Source organism: Chryseobacterium sp. SIMBA_038, from assembly GCF_046535115.1.
Classification (GTDB): Bacteria; Bacteroidota; Bacteroidia; order Flavobacteriales; family Weeksellaceae; genus Chryseobacterium.
Map to the genome: position 1 here is coordinate 15,602 of NZ_JAWRXH010000009.1, position 20,719 is coordinate 36,320.

The 20,719-nt window shown below is 34.9% G+C and carries 17 protein-coding genes; 11 read left to right on the plus strand and 6 right to left on the minus strand.

Annotated features, from left to right (window positions below):
- Positions 1-68: 68 nt before the first annotated feature.
- Together SB689_RS19590 and SB689_RS19595 are read left to right on the plus strand one after the other, a co-directional pair.
- Complete coding sequence (locus tag SB689_RS19590; RefSeq protein WP_410693769.1) at positions 69-2,141, plus strand: thiamine pyrophosphate-dependent enzyme; 2,073 nt, start codon at positions 69-71, stop codon at positions 2,139-2,141.
- A 134-nt stretch (positions 2,142-2,275) separates the two neighbouring features.
- A complete protein-coding gene (locus SB689_RS19595) occupies positions 2,276-3,307 on the plus strand; it encodes a bestrophin family protein (RefSeq protein WP_410693770.1) in 1,032 nt (343 codons plus the stop codon).
- A 3-nt stretch (positions 3,308-3,310) separates the two neighbouring features.
- Here SB689_RS19595 and SB689_RS19600 read toward each other — a convergent pair whose 3' ends face one another.
- Positions 3,311-3,769: an Lrp/AsnC family transcriptional regulator gene (locus SB689_RS19600; protein ID WP_410693771.1), complete on the minus strand. Its 459-nt coding sequence runs from the start codon at positions 3,767-3,769 to the stop codon at positions 3,311-3,313.
- Positions 3,770-3,924: 155 nt separating this feature from the next.
- On the opposite strand from SB689_RS19600, the gene SB689_RS19605 reads away from it, so the two are divergent.
- The gene (locus tag SB689_RS19605; protein ID WP_410693772.1) at positions 3,925-5,151 is read left to right on the plus strand and encodes an aminotransferase class I/II-fold pyridoxal phosphate-dependent enzyme; all 1,227 of its coding nucleotides are present in this window, start codon (positions 3,925-3,927) and stop codon (positions 5,149-5,151) included.
- A 59-nt stretch (positions 5,152-5,210) separates the two neighbouring features.
- On the opposite strand, the gene SB689_RS19610 is transcribed toward SB689_RS19605, so the two are convergent.
- Positions 5,211-6,215, minus strand: a complete 1,005-nt coding sequence (locus tag SB689_RS19610; RefSeq protein ID WP_410693773.1) for a glycosyltransferase — start codon at positions 6,213-6,215, stop codon at positions 5,211-5,213.
- Positions 6,216-6,412: 197 nt separating this feature from the next.
- Here SB689_RS19610 and SB689_RS19615 point away from each other — a divergent pair, with 197 nt between their 5' ends.
- A complete protein-coding gene (locus SB689_RS19615) occupies positions 6,413-7,432 on the plus strand; it encodes an SDR family NAD(P)-dependent oxidoreductase (protein WP_410693774.1) in 1,020 nt (339 codons plus the stop codon).
- Between the two features lie 42 nt (positions 7,433-7,474).
- On the plus strand, positions 7,475-8,281 hold the full coding sequence (locus SB689_RS19620; RefSeq protein ID WP_410693775.1) for a helix-turn-helix domain-containing protein: 807 nt from the start codon (positions 7,475-7,477) through the stop codon (positions 8,279-8,281).
- 9 nt (positions 8,282-8,290) lie between these two features.
- Here SB689_RS19620 and SB689_RS19625 read toward each other — a convergent pair whose 3' ends face one another.
- On the minus strand, positions 8,291-8,689 hold the full coding sequence (locus SB689_RS19625) for a branched-chain amino acid ABC transporter substrate-binding protein (protein ID WP_410693776.1): 399 nt from the start codon (positions 8,687-8,689) through the stop codon (positions 8,291-8,293).
- An 86-nt stretch (positions 8,690-8,775) separates the two neighbouring features.
- A complete protein-coding gene (locus SB689_RS19630) occupies positions 8,776-9,939 on the minus strand; it encodes a class I SAM-dependent RNA methyltransferase (RefSeq protein WP_072411937.1) in 1,164 nt (387 codons plus the stop codon).
- Positions 9,940-10,075: 136 nt separating this feature from the next.
- Here SB689_RS19630 and SB689_RS19635 point away from each other — a divergent pair, with 136 nt between their 5' ends.
- The 5 genes from SB689_RS19635 to SB689_RS19655 all read left to right on the plus strand — a co-directional run bounded on the left by SB689_RS19635 (position 10,076) and on the right by SB689_RS19655 (position 16,375).
- Entirely contained in the window at positions 10,076-10,804 is a 729-nt protein-coding gene (locus SB689_RS19635) for a class I SAM-dependent methyltransferase (protein ID WP_410693777.1), read from the plus strand.
- Positions 10,804-11,529, plus strand: a complete 726-nt coding sequence (locus SB689_RS19640) for a ZIP family metal transporter (protein ID WP_410693937.1) — start codon at positions 10,804-10,806, stop codon at positions 11,527-11,529. The genes SB689_RS19635 and SB689_RS19640 overlap by 1 nt, the downstream gene beginning before the upstream one ends.
- A gap of 435 nt (positions 11,530-11,964) precedes the next feature.
- A complete protein-coding gene (locus tag SB689_RS19645; RefSeq protein WP_410693778.1) occupies positions 11,965-12,363 on the plus strand; it encodes a TonB-dependent receptor plug domain-containing protein in 399 nt (132 codons plus the stop codon).
- 9 nt (positions 12,364-12,372) lie between these two features.
- Positions 12,373-14,709 (plus strand): SusC/RagA family TonB-linked outer membrane protein, encoded by a 2,337-nt coding sequence (locus SB689_RS19650; protein WP_410693938.1) that lies wholly within the window; start codon positions 12,373-12,375, stop codon positions 14,707-14,709.
- Positions 14,710-14,722: 13 nt separating this feature from the next.
- On the plus strand, positions 14,723-16,375 hold the full coding sequence (locus SB689_RS19655) for a RagB/SusD family nutrient uptake outer membrane protein (RefSeq protein WP_410693779.1): 1,653 nt from the start codon (positions 14,723-14,725) through the stop codon (positions 16,373-16,375).
- 108 nt (positions 16,376-16,483) lie between these two features.
- Here SB689_RS19655 and SB689_RS19660 read toward each other — a convergent pair whose 3' ends face one another.
- Both SB689_RS19660 and SB689_RS19665 read right to left on the minus strand, forming a co-directional pair.
- Positions 16,484-17,887, minus strand: coding sequence for an OmpP1/FadL family transporter (locus tag SB689_RS19660; protein WP_410693780.1), 1,404 nt, complete (start codon positions 17,885-17,887; stop codon positions 16,484-16,486).
- A 33-nt stretch (positions 17,888-17,920) separates the two neighbouring features.
- The gene (locus SB689_RS19665) at positions 17,921-19,030 is read right to left on the minus strand and encodes a prolyl-tRNA synthetase (protein ID WP_410693781.1); all 1,110 of its coding nucleotides are present in this window, start codon (positions 19,028-19,030) and stop codon (positions 17,921-17,923) included.
- A 144-nt stretch (positions 19,031-19,174) separates the two neighbouring features.
- On the opposite strand from SB689_RS19665, the gene proS reads away from it, so the two are divergent.
- Positions 19,175-20,650: a proline--tRNA ligase gene (proS, locus tag SB689_RS19670; protein WP_410693782.1), complete on the plus strand. Its 1,476-nt coding sequence runs from the start codon at positions 19,175-19,177 to the stop codon at positions 20,648-20,650.
- The last annotated feature ends 69 nt before the right edge of the window (positions 20,651-20,719 follow it).

A 20,719-nucleotide genomic window follows, 5' to 3' on the forward strand; every position in this document is an offset into this window, starting at 1 on the left:
AATAAATAGATTACTACAAAACACTAACACTTGTTAGTGTTTTGTTTTTTTATGTATATTTGCTTCCTATGGAAAATACACTTCACGAAAAAGTTTCTCAGGATATTTTGCTAAAGGCTTACAACCATATGATGCTTGCGAAAGCAATGGCCGACATTTATGAAGAAAACAGAAACATCTGTAAATACGTTCATAGTACCTCTAGAGGTCATGAAGCTATTCAACTTGCAACAGCATATCAATTAAAAAAAGAAGACTGGGTTTCTCCTTATTACAGGGACGAAAGTATCCTTCTTGGGATTGGTTTTGAGCCCTACCAATTGATGCTACAGTTATTGGCAAAAGCTGACGACCCTTTTTCAGGAGGTAGATCATATTATTCTCACCCTTCGAGTAGGGATGAAAATATGCCAAAAATTATTCATCAAAGTTCTGCAACAGGAATGCAGACTATTCCGACAACCGGAGTTGCTCAAGGTATTAAATATATTCAGGATTTCGAATTACAACAATTTGAAAACAATCCTGTCGTAGTTTGTAGCCTTGGAGACAATTCCGTGACTGAAGGTGAGGTAAGTGAAGCTTTACAATTTGCAGCTTTACATCAACTTCCAATCATTTTCTTGGTTCAGGATAATGAATGGGGAATTTCTGTAACTAAAGAAGAAGCAAGAACTTGTGATGCGTACGATTTTGTCGCAGGATTTACCGGTTTAAGCAGAATGAGAGTTGACGGAACAGATTTCACAGAAAGTTTTGAAGTGATGAAAAAAGCCGTTGATTTTGTAAGAACAGAAAGAAAACCTTTAGTTGTTTGTGCAAAAACAGTTTTGATCGGTCACCATACTTCAGGAGTTAGAAGAGAATTCTATAGAGACGAAGAAGATTTAACAAAGCACAGAGCAAAAGATCCAGGAGAAATCCTTAGAAATCAATTGCTTGAATCTGGCGCTGACGAAGAATTATTAAAACAAATTACAAAAAAGGCAAGATTAGAAGCCGAAGAAGCCTTCCAAAGAGCTCAAAATGCTGAAGATCCGAAACCTGAAACTGTAATGCAACATATTTTCGCACCGACTCCAATTACAGAAGAAGTTGGAACCCGTGAGCCAGCAGGTGGCGAAAAAATTGTAATGGTTGATGCTGCGATTCACGCGATCCAAGAGATCATGTGGAAGCATCCAGAAGCTTTATTGTACGGACAGGATGTTGGTGAAAGAATCGGTGGAGTTTTCCGTGAAACGGTGACTTTAGGTAAGAAATTCGGAAGCAAAAGAGTTTTCAATACAGCGATTCAGGAAGCTTATATTATTGGTTCTACAACAGGAATGAGTGCAGTTGGCTTAAAACCGATTGTTGAAGTTCAGTTTGCAGATTATATTTATCCGGGAATCAATCAGTTAATTACTGAAATTTCAAAATCAAACTACTTAAGCAACGGAAAATTTCCGGTAAGCAATATCATCAGAGTTCCAATCGGAGCTTACGGCGGGGGCGGACCTTACCACAGTGGAAGCGTTGAAAGTATTTTAGCGAATATTAAAGGAATAAAAATCGCTTATCCAAGTAACGCAGCCGATTTTAAAGGTTTATTAAAAGCAGCTTATTACGATCCGAATCCGGTTGTAATGCTTGAACATAAAGGATTATATTGGAGCAAAGTTCCGGGAACGGAAGATGCAAAAACAATAGAACCGGCAGAAGATTACATTTTACCTTTCGGAAAAGGGAAAATCATTATCGAAGCTGATAAAAATGAAGTTGAAAAAGGTAGATCTTTATTGGTTGTAACCTACGGAATGGGAGTTTATTGGGCAAAAGAAGCTTCTAAAAACTTCAATGGAAAAGTTGAAGTGATCGACTTAAGAACCCTAATTCCATTAGATGAAGAATTGGTTTTCGAAAGAGTAAAAGCTCACGGAAAATGTATCGTTTTAACAGAAGAACAGTTAAACAATTCATTCGCAGAAGCCTTTGCACATCGTATTTCTAAAAACTGTTTCAAATATCTGGATGCTCCGGTAGAAACGATGGGATCTCTTGATACACCAGCCGTTCCGATCAACTTAATATTGGAAAAAGAAATGCTTCCAAATGCAGAGAAATTAGCCGCGAAAATCGAAGAAATGTTAAAAAACTAAACATAACAACAGAACCTCTAAATTTTTAGAGGTTTTTTTATGCTCTAATTTATTTTAATTAAAAAACTTGTCTTAAATTTAAATTGGTATTTATTTTGTTAACCTTATTTCCTCCACATTAAAAATTCACACAGATGATTACTACCAAATATGTCAATTACAAACAGGTCTTAAATTTATCCGGTCATCATTTGATATGGATTTCGGTCTGGTGTACATTGATCGCTGTTCTTTTCTATTTTTTCAACTGGCAATGGATGACAATTCCGTGGGTTCCGGTTGCATTGATCGGTACTGCGGAAGCATTTTTGGTTGGTTTTAAAAACAATCAGGCTTACGACAGACTTTGGGAAGCCCGAAAAATCTGGGGAGGAATTGTGAATTCAAGCCGATCATTTGCTTCGATGATCTATGCTTTTGATACTAAAAATGAAGAAATAGGCAGTTTTGATCTCGAAGATCGAAGAAAAAAAATCGTGTATCGTCATATTGCATGGCTTTACGCTTTCCGTGAACAGCTTTTGGTTCCTACAGAATGGGAGCATATCAGCCATGAAGATGATAGTTTTAAAAATGTTGATCATAAACGTAATAGACTGATCAAAGCTGGTTTTCCTGATTACGGAAGAACGCCGATTTTCCTGCATAAATACCTTTCAGAAGAAGAATTTGAACTGCAGTCTGATTATAAAAATTTCGCGACTTTCTTGATTTCAAAACAAGCAAAAGAGATCAACGAATTAAAAAATGATAAAGTTATTTCAGAATTCAACCAAGTTCAATTGCAAAATTGTTTAAACGAGTTTTATAATTTTCAGGGACAGGCAGAAAGAATCAAAAAATTTCCGTCGCCAAGACAATTTGCAAGTACTGCATTCGTTTTCAATATTCTTTTTATTCTCCTACTTCCATTAGGTTTGGTGAATGAATTTGCAAAACTGGGCGACTGGGGAATCTGGACTTCCATTCCTTTCTGTATTACCATCGGTTGGATCTATATTATCATGGAATTGGTAGGAGATTATTCCGAAAATCCGTTTGCAGGATTGATGTTTGACGTTCCGATGCTTTCTATTTGCAGAACGATTGAGATCGATCTTTTACAAATGACGGGAGAAACAGATCTTCCTGATCCAATTTCATCTAAAAACGGAGTTTTAGTTTAAAATTTAAAGAACAATCGCCGTCGTATTTTTCACCTCAGAGATCATAAAAGAACTGTGAGTACTTGCAATATGCTGTAAAGTAGTTAATTTGGTCAACATAAAATTACGGTAATCCGTCATGTCTTTAACACCGATTTTAAGGATATAGTCGTAATCTCCGCTTACATGAAAACATTCCGTGACTTCCTGTAAATTCATCACTTCACGTTCAAACTGAAGAACATATTCTTTTTTATGCTGACTTAATTTCACATGACATAAAATAATAAAATCTCTGTTAATTTTATTACGGTCTAGAATTGCTACATATTTTGAAATTACACCCGAATTTTCAAGCTTTTTAATTCGTTCATAAACGGCCGTTACCGACAGACCAAGCTTGTAAGAAAGCTCTTTGGTGGTTTGTTTAGCATCTTCCTGTAAGAAAAAAAGCAGTTTTTTATCAATTTCATCAAACGTCATAGATATATTTTTGGCAAAAGTTTATATTAATCAAATATAACAAACATTTTTTCGGTTTAAATTAAATTTAACAGTTTTATATTCTAATATTTTAAAATTCAGTTGTAATAATTCTGGAATTAATTCATTTTTAGCTCAACAAAATCGAAAACATCATGAAAGACTTTAACGCAGCAAATGAAATACAGGATTTACAATATTTTGGTGAATTTGGTGGAGTAAATCCATCGATTTCAGATAGTTCAACATATACTTTTCTTTCTGCAAAAACGATGTTCGATACTTTTGAAGGAAATGCAGAAGGTTGCTATTTGTATTCAAGACATTCATCTCCAATGAATCTTTATTTGGCTCAGGCACTAGCAAAACTTGAAAACACCGAAGCAGCCAACGTTACAGCTTCCGGAATGGGAGCCATTACTTCTGTTTTGATGCAGGTTTGCAAAAGTGGCGATCATATTATTTCGAGCAGAACAATTTACGGTGGAACGTACGCTTTCCTGAAAAATTTTCTTCCTCCTTTTCATATTGAAACTACATTTTTAGATATTAATAATTTCGAAGCTCTTGAAGCTTCTATTCAACCCAACACAAAAGTTATTTATTGCGAAAGTGTGAGTAATCCGCTTCTTGAAGTTGCCGATCTGAGAAGACTTTCCGAGATCTGTAAAAAACACAATTTAAAATTGATTGTTGATAATACTTTCTCTCCTCTTTCAATTTCACCAACATTGCTTGGAGCAGATATCGTTATTCACAGTTTAACAAAATTCATCAACGGAAGCAGTGATACTGTCGGAGGCGTATATTGCGGAACTCAGGAGTTTATCAATGATACAAAAAATGTAAATAACGGAGCTTGTATGTTACTTGGTCCAACAATGGACAGCTTCAGATCTGCAAGTATTTTAAAGAATTTAAGAACCTTACATATCAGAATAAAACAGCACAGCTACAACGCAATGTATCTGGCTGAAAGATTTGAAAAAGACGGATTAAGAGTCGTTTATCCCGGTCTGAGATCTCACAGAAATCATGAATTAATGAAAAGCATGATGCACGAGGAGTACGGATTCGGCGGATTATTGACCTTAGACGCAGGAACTACTGACAAAGCCAACGAGCTGATGGAGCTGATGCAACAGGAAAACTTAGGTTATCTGGCGGTAAGTTTAGGCTTTTATAAAACTTTATTCTCATGCTCAGGAAGCTCAACTTCTTCTGAAATTCCGGAAGAAGAACGCGCTGAAATGGGAATTTCCGATGGACTGATCAGATTCTCAATAGGACTGGATCACGATATCGAACGAACCTACGAAAAGATGAAGGAATGCATGCAAAAAACAGGCGTTCTCAACCATGAAACCATCTCTATATTCTAATTATTGTTGTAAAAGCTGTTGAATTTCGACAGCTTTTATTTTTTTATTTCGTTTAAATATTATTTTTTATGAAAATGTTTCGGGAAAGCGTCTTCCGGTTTCATTCTTAGGATATTTAATAAAACCCAAGATTTTAAAAATCCGTATCCGTAAGAAAACATTTGAATATAGGTTGAAATAACTGCCATTCCGGCAATGCTGATGTTTTTAGTCACTATTAAAGCATGGAAAAGAACCATAAAAGTGTATAGCCCATAAAAAGCGAGAATAATTCCTCTTCCGAGAATAAAATATTCAATAAAGCCCAAAATGTAACCCAACATAAATAAAGTTGGAAAAGCAAACGAAATCTTTACATAATTTGGATGTCTTTGATTAAGAATTGGTCTTGCACAACCAAATTGATAGACTTGTTTTGAAAATTTGCCGAAGTCTACCCTACGTTTGTGATATACTCCAATATTATCGAAAAAAGCTGTCGTAAAGCCATTTTCCCATAGTGTCATTGATAAATCCGGATCTTCACCGATTCGCATTTCAGAAAATCCGCCCACTTTTTCGAAAACTTCTTTCTTCACACCCATATTGAAACTTCTCGGTTGAAATTTTGAGACAGCCTTTTTACTTCCTCTAATTCCGCCCGTTGTAAAAACGGAGGTCATGGAATATGAGATTGCTTTTTGCATTAAATTGAAGCCTTTGTGCGCTTTATCTGCGCCACCAAAAGCATCACATGGAATTTCTACGATATCATTTTTAATATTTTCAATATAATCTTTCTCTACGATCACGTCGCTGTCAACAAAAACAAGCCATTCATTTTTAGCTCTTTTTGCTCCATAATTTCTCGATAAACCAGGCCCCGAATTATCTTTTCTGAAATATTTAATGTCTAAAATTTCTTCAAAATTCTTGATTGTCGGTTTAAGGTCAATCAATGAACCATCATCAACGATAATGATCTCAAAATCTTTATCTGTTTGTTGGGTAAGAGAATTTAATAACTCAAAAAGTTCATCTTTTCGGTTAAAAATAGCAACGACGATGGAAATTGTAGGTTTCAAATTGAAAATTTTTCAAAATTAATTATTCATGAAGGAACTCGCAAACTCTTTATCAGACATTATGATTTAATTATAAAAATATCTTGATTAATCATCTTTAAAAAATGACATTTTAAACAAAATAATTTGACATTTTAAACAAATTCAACCATGATTTTACCTCCTAATTTTGTCTCAACAAATTAAAACATTTAAAAATGGAACAGACAAATTTTCAGACAACAGTGCAACAACCTATCAATTCTGGCTTTATTACAGAATCAACAGCGCAGGAAGTTATTAATGGTATTGATCTCTCAGGAAAAATTGCCATCGTAACAGGAGGTTATGCAGGAATTGGCTTAGAAACTATAAAAACATTGGTTTCGGCAGGAGCAAAAGTAATTATTCCAGCAAGAGATCTTAAAAAAGCAGAGAAAAATCTAGTAGGAATTTCTAATATTGAATTAGAAAAATTAGATCTGATAAATCCAGAATCTATTGAAAGTTTTGCTGAAAAATTTCTTGCTTCTGGCAGACCACTAGATTTATTGATAAACAATGCGGGTATCATGTGGGTTCCGCTGCAAAGAGACAGAAGAGGAATTGAATCTCAACTGGCAGTTAATTATTTAGGTCAATTTCACCTTACTTCTAAATTATGGCCGGCTCTCAAAAAAGCGAACGGAGCAAGAGTAATCAATGTTTCATCTTTTGGACACCAGATGTCGCCTTTTGACTTTGAAGATCCTAATTTTGAGCAAAGAGAATATCAAACGCTTTTGGGCTACGGACAATCAAAAACCGCATGTAATCTTTTTGCTGTGGAATTAGACAAAAGAGCGAAAGAATTTAACGTAAGAGCTTATTCTCTACATCCAGGCTCTGTGTACGGAACCGATCTTGGAAGAGATGAACCGATTGATTTGTACATCCAAATGGGAACTCACGACGAAAATGGAAAGATAAAACCAGAAGTTGAAGCAAAATTGAAAACAGTTCCGCAAGGTGCAGCGACTACAATTTGGTGTGCAACGAGTCCTTTACTTGAAAATTTGGGTGGAGTTTATTGTGAAAATTGCGATATTGCTGAAATTGATTTAGGGCAAATCGAGCACAGATATGATGATCCATCAACAATAAGAGGCGTTCAACCTTATTCCATAGACAAAGAAAATGCCGAGCGTTTATGGAAATTAAGTGAAGAAATGCTGGGAATTCAATTTGATGTAGAATAATTTGTTTTAAATAAATAATTTTGTCATTAGAAATTAATCAAAATGGATTTCCAGATACAATATATCACACCAGACATCAAGCTTTCCTCTTATGAGGATAAGCTTTTCAAAACCGAAACCGTTTTTGAGTTTCATATGCTGGTGTGGTTTATTTCCGGTGAAACTAAAATCATTCAGGCTGACCAAACTTATGTTTTTAAAGCTGGCGATATTTTTCTGATTCCGAGAAATACGTTGGCAACTATTATCAATTACCCAAAAGATGGGCTTCCACACAAAGCCGTGGTTATGCATCTTACCACGGAACGATTGAAACAGTTCTACTCTACGATCGATTTACCACAAAACCTTAACAAGGAAGGCTCTAAAATTTTCAGTTTTGATAAACATCCGTTACTCGAAAGCTGTCTAGCTTCACTAATTCCTTATTTTGATTTAAAAGAGAACTTTCCTGAAAATATTGCTTCATTAAAAATTATAGAAGCCATCAGTATTTTAAGAATTATTGATAAAAATATAGATTCTCTGTTAGCCAATTTTGAAGAACCCGGAAAGATCAATTTAACCAACTTCATGGAAAAAAATTATATGTTTAATATGTCGCTGGAAAGATTTGGTTATCTCACAGGCAGAAGTCTTTCAACATTTAATCGGGATTTCAGAAAAATATTTAAAGTGACACCTCAACGTTGGCTTACCCACAAACGTTTAGAACTGGCCTATTATCATTTAACCGAAAAAAATAAAAAACCGACGGATGTTTTTCTGGAAGTAGGTTTTGAGGATTTATCGCATTTTTCTTATGCTTTTAAAAAGCAGTTTGGGTGCGCGCCGTCTGCTTTGAAGTAGATTAATTTATCAAAACAAAACAGATTTAAAATACAAAAACAAAACAGAAGCCGTCCACAATACAATCATCGAAGTACAGAAAAACAGCATTGACAAGAAACTTTTAAAGTAGAAAAATTCTAAAAGATATAAAGCAAAACAACATAAAAACGTAATTACCATACCAATCAGAATGGCAATACATACAGTTTGAAAAGAATTTTGAACTAATAAAGGATCTTTGAAAACGAAGAAAAGAAAAATACAACTTATCAATGTAAAAGCCGTACTGAACTGCTCTACAAGATATTTGGATTTCTTGCGTTTCAAAGGCTTTTCAGTTCCAGAATTTGATTCTGATGAATCACTACTCAAAAGACTCAAAGCATCAACTACAAACTCCACAACTTCAAAAATATTCCAAGACATATATTCGTTTTACATTTTAAACAAAAATTGAATTTTCAAAATAAAACAAAACCCTCCAAAATTGGAAGGTTTCATTTAAATATTTTTTATTGATTTTCAAGTTTATGAACTTTTTTCGTTCCCTCGTACATTTCGTATTGTAAAAATCTTGTTTCCAATTTTCCGTTGAAAAGTTTGATTTTTCTTGAAGGCCGAAGTCCAACTTTCTTCACAGCTTCTAAATCAGAAGAAATCAGCCAAGCCAATGTATTTGGATAATGCGTTTTGAAAGTATCTCCTATTTTCTTGTAAAAATCATCATCATTAATAGAAATTCTCTCGTCATAAGGTGGATTAAATACCATTAATAAAGGGAAAAGCTCTTTTTTAGTTTCAAAGAAATCCTGTCTTTTCACTTCAATGATATCTTCCATTTCTGCCGCTTCAATATTGGTTATTGCAGCGCTCAACATTCTTCCGTCGATGTCGTAACCTACAATTTTACCTGTAAATTCTTTAATTCTACCGATTCTAACTTCTTTAATTCTTGCAAATAATTCAGAATCATAATTTTGCCAGTTCTGGAAAGCAAATCTTTTTCTGAAAATCTGCGCAGGAAGATCTAAAGCAATCATTGCCGCCTCAATCAAAAGCGTTCCCGAACCACACATTGGATCCAGGAAGTTCCCTTTTCCATCCCAACCAGCTAATTGAAGCATTCCGCTTGCCAAAACTTCATTGATTGGTGCTTCACCCTGCTCTTTTCTGTATCCTCTTTTAAATAAAGCATCACCTGAAGAATCCAAAGAAATCGTTACCAACTCTCTGTCGATATGAAGGTGAAACTTGATTTGTGGACTTTTAGAATCCACATTCGGACGTTTTTTAACTTTTTCCTGAAAGTAATCAACGATTGCGTCTTTCATTTTCAAGGTTACAAACTGTGAATGTTTAAAAGTGTCAGAATTCACCGTTGAATCAATCGCAAAAGACTGATCCACATCCATGAACTGCTCCCAATCCACTTTAAACAATTTATCGTAAAACTGATGCTGGTTAAAAGCTTTAAATTCCAAAATAGGAACTAAAATTTTTAAAGCTGTTCTTGAAGAATAATTAATTTTATAAAGGAAACCCAAATCTCCCTCACAATTTACTGCACGATTTTTAATTTCGACATTACGCCCACCTAATTTTTTGATCTCTTCCGCCAAGATCGGCTCCAGACCGAAGAATGTCTTGATCTGAATCTTTAGATTTTCTATATCCATAATTTTATAATTAAAAGATTTAATGATTTAAAAACGAAAAGATTAAGGCTTCAATTCTACAATTTATTGAAATTATCAATCCTTTAATATTCAAATACATTTCTTTTAAGACCACAAATTTAGTTATTTTTGCATTATGGAATGGTTTGAATCTTGGTTTGATACACCTTATTATCATTTGCTTTACAGTAACAGAGATTATACTGAGGCAGAAAACTTCATTACAAAGCTTACTGAGGAGCTGCATTTACCGCCTTCTTCGAAGATCATCGATCTGGCTTGTGGCAAGGGAAGACACTCAGTTTTTCTTAATAAATTAGGCTATGATGTGTTGGGATTAGACCTTTCCAGACAGAGTATAGAATTTGATAAACAGTTTGAAAATCAGACCTTACTTTTTGATGTTCACGATATGAGAAATCCTATCGATGCGGATCCGATGGACGCAGTTTTCAATTTATTTACAAGTTTTGGATACTTTAATAACGAAAAAGATGATAAAAATGTATTCCAATCGGTTTATAATGTTCTAAAACCAGGAGGATATTTTGTTTTGGATTATCTGAATGAAGAATATGTAAGAAAAAACATCGTTCCAGAATCTATCATCACTCGTGGTGATATTGATTTTAAAATTTGCAAAAAAATTGAAGGAAGACATATTGTTAAAGACATTCAGTTTGAAGCGGACGGAAAACCTTTTCATTTCTTTGAAAAAGTAAAACTTCACACGTTGGACGCCATCAATTCTTACGCAACAGATTGTGGTTTTGAAAGAATTAAAATTTGGGGAGATTATCAATTGAATGATTTCAACAAAGACGTTTCAACTCGTTGTATCAATTTATTTAAGAAAAAAGCATGATAACCGTTTTTTTACTGATTTTAAGTGTAATTGTAGGCGTATTTCTTGGAAAACATTTTGGGAAAAAGGAAAAATTGGCGAAAAATTTATTGATTTTAAGCGCTGGTTTCCTGATCACGATTTGTTTAAATGAAGTATTCCCTCAGGTTTACGCTGTTGAAGGAAGTAGCAATTTGGGAATATTTGTCATTGCCGGCGTGCTTTTACAAATGATTTTGGAAGCTTTAACCAAAGGTTTCGAACACGGGCACGTTCATCATCACAGTGATCATAATATTCTTCCCGTTGCTTTAATGGTGGGACTTTTCGTTCATGCATTTATCGAGGGAATTCCTTTGGCGAACGAAGAACACGAGCTTTCACCTTATCTTTTGGGGATTTTATTTCACAATCTTCCGATCTCGTTTATTTTGGGAGCTTTTTTATTCAACAGAAAGGAAGGTTCTAAAGGATCGTCTTATCCATCGATGTTGATTGTAGCATTATTTGCTTTAGCTTCACCTTTGGGAATGCTGTTGGGTAACTATTTCAACCCTGATTTACAGCCTTATTTCCTAGCTATCGTGGGAGGAATCTTCTTACATATATCATCCGTAATTATTTTTGAGAGCAATAAAAACCACAATATTGACTGGTTGAAAATTGGACTGGTAATTTTAGGAGTTTCCCTAGCTTTATTAATGCATCTTTTCCACAATCATGACCATGTTGGACATCATCACTAGAATTTTTCATCTTTTTTCATCGTAAAAAAGAACGATATATTTTATAAAAAAACATCTTAGCCATTTTCTACAAATGGCTATTTTTTATTGATTTTCTTCTATCTTTTATTTAACATTTAATTATTTAAAAATATTCAGGAAATAAAAGATTAAGAATAATCTTAAGCAACAAATTTCAAAATATATCTCTTCATATTGATTTAAGTTATAATAAAAATTATTTTTAACATAAAAAACATTAACGTTAAGAAAGAAATAAGTTAAAATTCAATTTAATTATTTGTAAAAAAGTATTTATTTTACATTTATTTTTGATAATTAATTAATATTTAAACATTATAATTATTTATAATTTAATTAATTAACATAATTTAAGATTTAAAATGTAAACAATTTGACATTTTTTGTACATTAGCAATTATAAATAGCACATGTATGAAAAACCAAATCAAAAATTTTAAAAAAGTGGGAGTTTGCTTTTTCCTAATGTCCGGCATTGTAACCGCACAGACAGTAAAAGACAAAGATTCCCTAAGAGAAAAAGAAATTGAAGACGTAGTTATTATCGGCTATAAAGCACAGAAAAAATCGAGTCTTACTGCAGCTGTTTCCACAATTTCTGATAAAAAACTAAAAGATGCCAGCACTTCCGATGTAGCCAGCATGCTGCAAGGAAAAGCTGCCGGAGCTCAGGTTAACTTAGGTGGTGGCGCTCCGGGATCTACCGCTTCAGTAAAAATCAGAGGAACTTCTACGATCAATGGTCCAAGTCAGGCTTTATGGGTGGTAGATGGCGTAATGATGACTGGAACACCTAATTTAGATCCCAGCTAAATTGAAAGCATTAATATACTGAAAGACGCTACCTCAACAGCTTTATATGGATCCAGAGGTGCCAATGGTATTGTACAGGTATTCACAAAATCCGGAAACTCAGGAAAGGGTGCACTGAGCTTTTCAATGAATAAATCTTTCAACACATTTACTAACGGCCGTTTCAAGCTAATGAACGGAACGCAATTATACGATAACTTCACCTCATTAAAAAACGCTCCTCCTCTACCCGAAGAACTTAGAAAGGATGGTTATAACTGGTTGAAAAACGGTACACAAACGGGAGTTGTCCAAAATTATACTATCGATTTCAGAGGCGGATCTGAAAACTCTAAAACCTATATTTCCGGTAATTATTACAATGAGACAGGAACAGTTAAAACTTACGAATTCAACCGATTATCTTTCAGAATCAATCATGAACAAAAAATAAAACCATGGTTAACTTTAAAACCAAAAGTTAGCTTATCCTACACAACAGGGAAAGATAATCAAGGATCTCTTTACGAAATGTACCTCAATATGCCTTGGGATAATCCGAAAGACAGCAATGGAAATTTAATTAATCCAAATACTTATACAGGGGATTGGTACGGAAGAGATTACAGCAATTATCTATACGATCTGCAATGGAATTATGGTAAAAGTAATCAATTGGATCTCTTAGGAAATCTTGATGCAGAAGTTAAGATTACCGACTATCTGAAATTTATCACAACCAACAACGTCACGTATAAAAACTACGATGACATGTACTATACAGACCCAAGGTCTATTTCCGGGGAAAGCAACAAAGGAGGATTAACAGAATCATACGTAAAAGACATCAGTAAATTTTTTAATCAGATGTTGAGATTTGATAAAGATTTTGGCGTTCATAATGTAAATGCACTAGCAGCTTACGAATATTCGGACAGGTTTTATAAAATATCCCGAGCAGGCGTATATGGCGTAGTTCCGGGAACTGATATTTTTGATGACGGAGCTACAACAGGGCAAAAGCCTTCTGGGTCAAAATTTGAAAGAGCCTATAACGCTCTTCTATTCAATGCAGAATATGTTTATGATAAAAAATATTTTGTTCAGGGATCTTTACGAAGCGAATCTTCTTCCGCATTTGGTAAGGATCACAGAAATGGATTATTTTATTCTTATAGTTTAGGCTGGAATATTCATAAAGAAAAATTTTTCAATGTAAAAGCTATCAATGAATGGAAATTAAGAGCCAGCCGAGGGCTTGTAGGAAATACTCCATCACCAAATTACGGATGGCAGGATTTATATGCTTTGACACAAGTATACGACGGACAAATTGGAGCAACATGGTACCAACTAGGAAATCCGGATCTAACTTGGGAGTCTATTTATCAAAATAATCTTGGTACAGATATCTCAGCATTTAATAATAGATTGACTTTAAATGTTGACTATTTTAATAATAAGACTAAAAACTTACTAATATTAGCTACACTTTCTTCATTAACAGGGGTTGACAGACAATATTTGAATATTGGCGACGTGCAAAATAAAGGTTGGGAATTTAACTTTAATTATGCCATCATTAAATCTCCAACAGTGACTTGGGATCTGGGATTCAATATCAGCACTTATAAAAATGCTGTTCTTTCTACAAGAAATAATGCAATTCAACCTTTAAATAACAGTCAAGCAGCAACCGCAGGATATGATGTCACCTCCTTCTATATGAGAAAATGGATGGGTGTAAATCCTGATAACGGTGCAGGCCAGTGGGAAGTTGTAAATTCAGATGGAAGCAGAACTTTAACATCCAATTACAATCAGGCAACACCACAGATCGTTGGTCATGCTACACCTGATTACTATGGATCTTTCAACACTAATCTTACTGTGAAAAACTTCTACATGAATGCCAGTGTCTATTTTTCACAAGGAGGGCAGATCTACAATTCAGACAGAGAACGATTTGATTCAGATGGAGCTTATCCATATTACAACCAAATGGTGTTACAAGATGGATGGACAAGATGGGAAAAACCTGGAGATATAGCAACACATCCTGTAGCAAGCTATAACAGCAGCAGTTTAACCAACAGACCTTCATCCCGATATTTAGAAGATGCAAGCTATGTTAAATTAAGATCTTTAAGATTGGGATATAATTTCCCAACTTCTTTAACAGAAAAGATAAAAATTAAATCTGCAAGCATTTATATTATGGGTGAGAATTTATTTACGATCACTAAATTTTCAGGCGTAGATCCGGAAGTTGGAGCAGTAGGCGGCCAAACTACATATTCTGGTAGAGCAGAATCAATTTACCCTATTCCAAGAAGATTTTCTTTAGGCTTTAATTTCTCTTTTTAAAATTTAAAACATTATGAAAAAAATATTTATACCATTCATAGCATTAACATTAACTGCGTGTAATATAGACCGATCACCATTTGATTCTAAGGAGTCTGATGTAATATTAAATGACCCAACAGGACTGCAAACCATAACCTTAGGAAATTACGCTCTTTTGAAAGGCGACGCTAACGGAGGAGGATTTTTTAATAACTTATACAGAGTTGGAGAATACGGTGGAGATAATATCGATATTAGTGGTACAACATCCGATCAATTTTTCTATTATTACAATTACAGAAGCATTAAAAACAACGGGCGATCTAACGTAATATGGAATGCAGGTTACAAAGCTATTATAGGCTGTAACAGAGTTATATCTAAGTTTTCTGAAGGAAAAGATGCAGACACAGATCAATTAATTGGTGAAAATTATTTCCTAAGAGCCTATGTTTATTTCTCTTTAGTGAATGTGTTTGGAAAACCCTACAATCAAGGAACAGGAAACCTCGGAGTACCATTAAAAACTTCAGATGATGTGAATGAATTGCCACCAAGAGCAACAGTCGGAGCAATTTACGATCAGGTTATCAGTGATTTGAAAAAAGCAGAACAGTTAATGACGCTTGATAAAAAAAATATTTATGCCTCAAAAGAAGCTGCTCAGGCGTTACTTTCCAGAGTTTATCTTTACATGGAAAACAATGACAAAACCATTGAATACGCTGATAAAGTAATTAATTCCGGGAGATACATGATGCTTTCTAATTCTGAGCTTCCATCTTACGCAACCAAAACACCGGAAAATAATAATGAAACCATTTTTGCATTTAAATACAACAAAGACGGCGATTATAGCGATGGCTGGTACACAATAGGTTCGATGTACGCTAACATACAAAGTGTTGGTTGGGGTGAAATGTATGCGTCTTCTTCATATTTAGACCTGATCAGACAAAATCCTCAGGATGCAAGACTGAAATTTATTTCTCCTAAATATAGCAGTCCGCTAACTCCAGTTGCTTATTGGGTACAAAAAGGAACGAATGCAACGGGCGGAACTACTTATAGTTATGTTTTCCAGAAAACGTTTCAGCAAGGCGGAAACACTTATTTCACCATGAATAGCGTGAATTATCAGGTATACAGTGAGGTTTTACCCAATAAAACGAATTATTATTTTAATAATTCAAGTGGTGTAAAAGTCTACGTTACTTTAGATAACGATATGGATAAAAGAAACGGATATCCTAAGTTTTATATCCTAAAATGTTCATTACAGGAAGGTGTTGCACAACTATGGTCACCTGTTGTAATAAGATTGGCAGAAATATACCTGAACCGAGCAGAAGCCTACGCAAAAAAAGGAATGACAACTTCTGCATTAGCTGATGTAAATATCATTAGAACAAGAGCCGGAATTCCAACATATGCTTCTACCCCTGCAGGACAAACAATTTTAGATGCCGTTCTTCAGGAAAGAAGACTTGAACTAGCGTTTGAAGCACAGAGAAAATATGATGTATTCAGAAATAAATTAAACTTAAACATGGAATATCCGGGATCTCATTTAAATGGAACTAATCCGTTTTACACAATGCCTTATACCAACAACAGAATTATTGAATATATTCCGGAACAGCAGATTCAAATTCAACCAAATTTGATTCAAAATCCTGATTAATAATCAATTAAAATAAATTGAAATAAATTGAAATAAATTGAAATAAAAAGCTCCGAATCAAAGATTCGGAGCCTCAATTTAATCACTCATTACATATACCGGAGGAAATTAAAATTTCCATCCCAATGTAAGAAAGAAGTTATTTCTGATATTCTTCACATCCGAAACAATGAACGAATCACTCGCTACACTATTCGTTGCAGAGTAATAAGCAGAATTATTATTATCATCCAATACACCAAACATAAAAGGATTGGTATATTTTGAAGTTATATTCTGATAAGCAGCATCGATATAGAATGATTTGAAATCATATCCGATACCGAATGACAAGGCATTTCTGTTATTAAGAATAAGGTTACCATAAGACTGATCAACCTGATCTCCTCCATCCGTATATCTTCCGATAGTCAAAGCATCAAACGGTGTTGAAGCGTAAGAATACCCACCTCTCAATCTCACTTGTTTTACTCTGTATTCTGCACCAACTCTTAATTCAGATAAGTTTTTATAATTATCCTTGAAGAAATTATTGATGTCGGTTTCAGTCTGAGTATATACTTTATACTTAGGCTTTGTAAGCCCTAATGTATAATCTACGTCCAAAGAGAAATTTTTACTGGCTACAAATGCCGCACTCACCGTTGCTTTAAGAGGCGAAGTGAATTTATTGCTTTCAAGGCCAATATCATCTCCGTAAACAGGATCATTGTAGAAATTATAGCTTTTATCGATAGTCCAGAAAGTAGGCGTTTCAATAGAAGCTCCTAATCTAAAGTTCGGGCTCAATTTGCCAATCACCCCTAATGAAGCTGAAAAACCATTAGATCTTTCATAATAAGGTGTTCCGTTCTTGCTGAAAAATTCTGTAGAATTATTAGTTGTAGAATTTAAAGAAGCCGTATCTGATTGATCAAGCGATGCATTGAAGAAATTCAAACCCGCACCGATATACAAATTATTATTATAGTTTGCACCTACTCCAAAACTTGTTTTAGATAAATTACCATATCTATTGTACGCATGTCTACCGAATGATGACGAATTACTTGTATCTACATCAGTAAAAAGTATATTGCTGTTTCCAGAAGTTTCAACGTAATTATCAAGTGACTGATTCGAGAAATTTACCCCAACATTAATGAACTTCCAAGCGCTTTCTGTCATCAATTGGAAAGTCATTACACCACCAATATTTCCAAGATCGCCTTTCGTATTATTATAACTTGTTGAAGCACCTGCCAATGTTGAAGTATTTTTGTTACCCATAATTGACAATGTTCCGGAAACCTCACCAGAGATAGCAACTCCCAAACCTGCTGGGTTGGTTAATAAAGAACTGGCATCTCCACCCAAAGCTCCATTAGCTCCTCCCATCGCATTAAACTTGGAAGACCCGATCATTGGAGAATTAGAGTAAACATCAACAGAATTTCTTAATATAGAAATATCCTGAGCCTGCGCAAAAAATGCCGCAGAAATACTCATCATTACTAAAGATTTTTTTAACATTATTTTTTTGAATAGTTATTAAATTTTGAAATATTATCTACCGCCTCTGAAGCCACCGCCTCCTCCGCCACCGGAAGATCTGAAACCTCCTCCACCGCCAGAAGAACCTCCTGATCTGAAGCCACCGCCTCCTCCGGAATTGTAACCTCCGCTAGATCTGAAACCTCCACTATCATTGGATCTGAATCCGCCATCATTTCTTCTAGGTTGTGATTGTTGATTATAATTGTAGTTTGGTCTTGGTTGAGAATTTCCATTACGGAATCCACCAGCTTGCCCATTATTTCTAAATCCGCCGGCTTGTCCGTTGTTTCTGAAACCACCATTGCTTCCTTGCTGTCTGAAACCTCCGTTGTTAGATCCATTTCTGAAACCTACATTATTTCCAGTATTGTTTCTGAAAGCACCGTTGTTATTTCTAAAGCCGTTTCCACCGTTATTACCAGTTTTGAAACCGTTGCTCATTCTGTTAAAGCTGTTTCCGTTAGAACCGCTTCTTCTGTAAATACCTCTGTTGTAATAACCATTACCCCAGTATCCACCGCCGTACCAACCTCCATAACCGTACCCGTAAGGGTTTCCGTAGTATCCACCACCCCAGAAAGGATCATAGAAACCTCCGTATCCATAACCCCAAGGGCTATATCCCCAAGAACTTCCCCATCCCCAACCGAATGAGCTACCCCATCCGAAGGACATTCCCATGCCCCAACCTCTGTTCCAACCCCAATAAGGGCTGTAACCACCATACCATCCCCAAGGAGAACCCCAAGAATTGTCGTAATAGTTAGTTTGAGCGCCGGCAAAATTACCCCAGTCAGAATCTGTGGCATTTGAGTTCCAGTTATTGTCACTCCAAGAGTCGTATCTGTTATTTTGATCCTGAGAATTCTCCTGTGCATTTTGCACAATATTTGAATCCTGGTAATAATCATAATATTCACCTACTCTATTACCGTTATCATTATTAATAATAACGCCTTCAGGTAGTGTATCTTTATTCGGGTCATAGTAAACCCCATCTGTCTCCGTGTATCCGCCCATCTGAGCCCCACAAGACATAAGCAGTAACCCACCTGACACCGCCAAAATCCCTTTAGATTTCAACATACCAAGCAAATTTTTATGTATATTTCTTTTCATGATAACGTAAAGATTTTTAATTTAAATTATATTTGCAATCGGTACCAAAAATGTACCAAAATATCCACAATAAAATCTATTAAAAATAGATTTTATTTTTTAGATAACAATAATAGGGAAAAGTTAAAAAAAATTTTAAGAATAATGGCAAAATTAACCTCAAGAAGCGAAGATTACAGCAAATGGTATAACGAATTGGTTGTAAAAGCAGATTTAGCTGAAAACTCAGGGGTGCGAGGATGCATGGTTATAAAACCATACGGATATGCGATCTGGGAAAAAATGCGTGATGAAATGGATAAAAAATTCAAAGAAACAGGTCACGTTAATGCTTATTTCCCGCTTTTTGTGCCCAAAAGTTTGTTTGAAGCTGAAGAAAAAAATGCTGCCGGTTTTGCAAAAGAATGTGCTGTTGTTACCCATTACAGATTAAAAACAGACCCAAATAATCCTGCGAAACTTATCGTAGATCCGGATGCTAAATTGGAAGAAGAATTGATCGTTCGTCCAACATCAGAAGCAATTATCTGGAGTACTTATAAAAACTGGATTCAATCTTACAGAGATCTACCTATATTAATTAACCAATGGGCAAATGTTGTACGTTGGGAAATGAGAACCCGTTTATTTTTAAGAACGGCAGAATTCTTATGGCAGGAAGGTCACACCGCTCACGCTACAAAAGACGAGGCGGTTGAAGAAGCTGAAAAAATGAACAAAGTATATGCAGATTTTGCAGAAAACTTTATGGCAATGCCCGTAATTCAGGGGGTAAAAACGCCATCTGAAAGATTTGCAGGAGCTGATGAAACGTATTGTATCGAAGCATTAATGCAGGACGGAAAAGCTCTACAGGCAGGAACTTCTCACTTTTTAGGTCAGAATTTCGCGAAAGCTTTTGATGTAAAATTCACCAACAAAGAAGGTAAGATAGAACACGCTTGGGCAACATCTTGGGGAACTTCAACCCGTTTGATGGGAGCTTTAATTATGACGCACTCTGATGATTTAGGATTGGTATTGCCTCCAACTTTGGCGCCAATTCAGGTGGTGATTGTTCCTATCTTTAAAGGAGAAGAGCAATTAGAGCAAATCAGTGAAATTGCTTTAGATATTCAGGCTAAACTGAAAGCTAAAGGCATTTCTGTGAAATTTGATAACGACACTCACAACAAACCAGGTTGGAAATTCGCAGAATACGAATTAAAAGGTGTTCCTGTAAGAATCGCAATGGGACCAAGAGATTTAGAAAACAAATCTGTTGAGATCGCAAGAAGAGATAATCTTACGAAAGAAACTCAGCCAATTGAAGGTTTAGATTCTTACATTGAAGAACTATTAAAAACAATTCAAAAAGATATTTATACTAAAGCTTATAACTTCAGACAAGAAAATATCACTAAAGTTGATACTTATGAAGAATTTAAAAAAGTTTTAGAAGAAAAAGGCGGTTTCATCTCTGCACATTGGGATGGTACGGAAGAAGAAGAAGAGCAAATCAAGGACGAAACAAAGGCTACCATCAGATGTATTCCTTTGGATGATGACATTGAAGAAGGTATTTCTCTTGTTTCAGGAAAACCATCTAAACGTCGAGTTTTATTCGCAAAAGCCTATTAAAATTTAACATAATAAATTGATAAATCTTTAAAAATTTTCGTGATTTTTAAAGATTTTTTCATTTAAATC

Coding starts and splice junctions, on each gene's coding strand:
- SB689_RS19590 (WP_410693769.1), top strand. CDS start 69: ATGGAAAATACACTTCACGAAAAAGTTTCTCAGGATATTTTGCTAAAG.
- SB689_RS19595 (WP_410693770.1), top strand. CDS start 2,276: ATGATTACTACCAAATATGTCAATTACAAACAGGTCTTAAATTTATCC.
- SB689_RS19600 (WP_410693771.1), bottom strand. CDS start 3,769: ATGACGTTTGATGAAATTGATAAAAAACTGCTTTTTTTCTTACAGGAA.
- SB689_RS19605 (WP_410693772.1), top strand. CDS start 3,925: ATGAAAGACTTTAACGCAGCAAATGAAATACAGGATTTACAATATTTT.
- SB689_RS19615 (WP_410693774.1), top strand. CDS start 6,413: ATGGAACAGACAAATTTTCAGACAACAGTGCAACAACCTATCAATTCT.
- SB689_RS19620 (WP_410693775.1), top strand. CDS start 7,475: ATGGATTTCCAGATACAATATATCACACCAGACATCAAGCTTTCCTCT.
- SB689_RS19625 (WP_410693776.1), bottom strand. CDS start 8,689: ATGTCTTGGAATATTTTTGAAGTTGTGGAGTTTGTAGTTGATGCTTTG.
- SB689_RS19630 (WP_072411937.1), bottom strand. CDS start 9,939: ATGGATATAGAAAATCTAAAGATTCAGATCAAGACATTCTTCGGTCTG.
- SB689_RS19635 (WP_410693777.1), top strand. CDS start 10,076: ATGGAATGGTTTGAATCTTGGTTTGATACACCTTATTATCATTTGCTT.
- SB689_RS19645 (WP_410693778.1), top strand. CDS start 11,965: ATGAAAAACCAAATCAAAAATTTTAAAAAAGTGGGAGTTTGCTTTTTC.
- SB689_RS19655 (WP_410693779.1), top strand. CDS start 14,723: ATGAAAAAAATATTTATACCATTCATAGCATTAACATTAACTGCGTGT.
- SB689_RS19660 (WP_410693780.1), bottom strand. CDS start 17,887: ATGTTAAAAAAATCTTTAGTAATGATGAGTATTTCTGCGGCATTTTTT.
- SB689_RS19665 (WP_410693781.1), bottom strand. CDS start 19,030: ATGAAAAGAAATATACATAAAAATTTGCTTGGTATGTTGAAATCTAAA.
- proS (WP_410693782.1), top strand. CDS start 19,175: ATGGCAAAATTAACCTCAAGAAGCGAAGATTACAGCAAATGGTATAAC.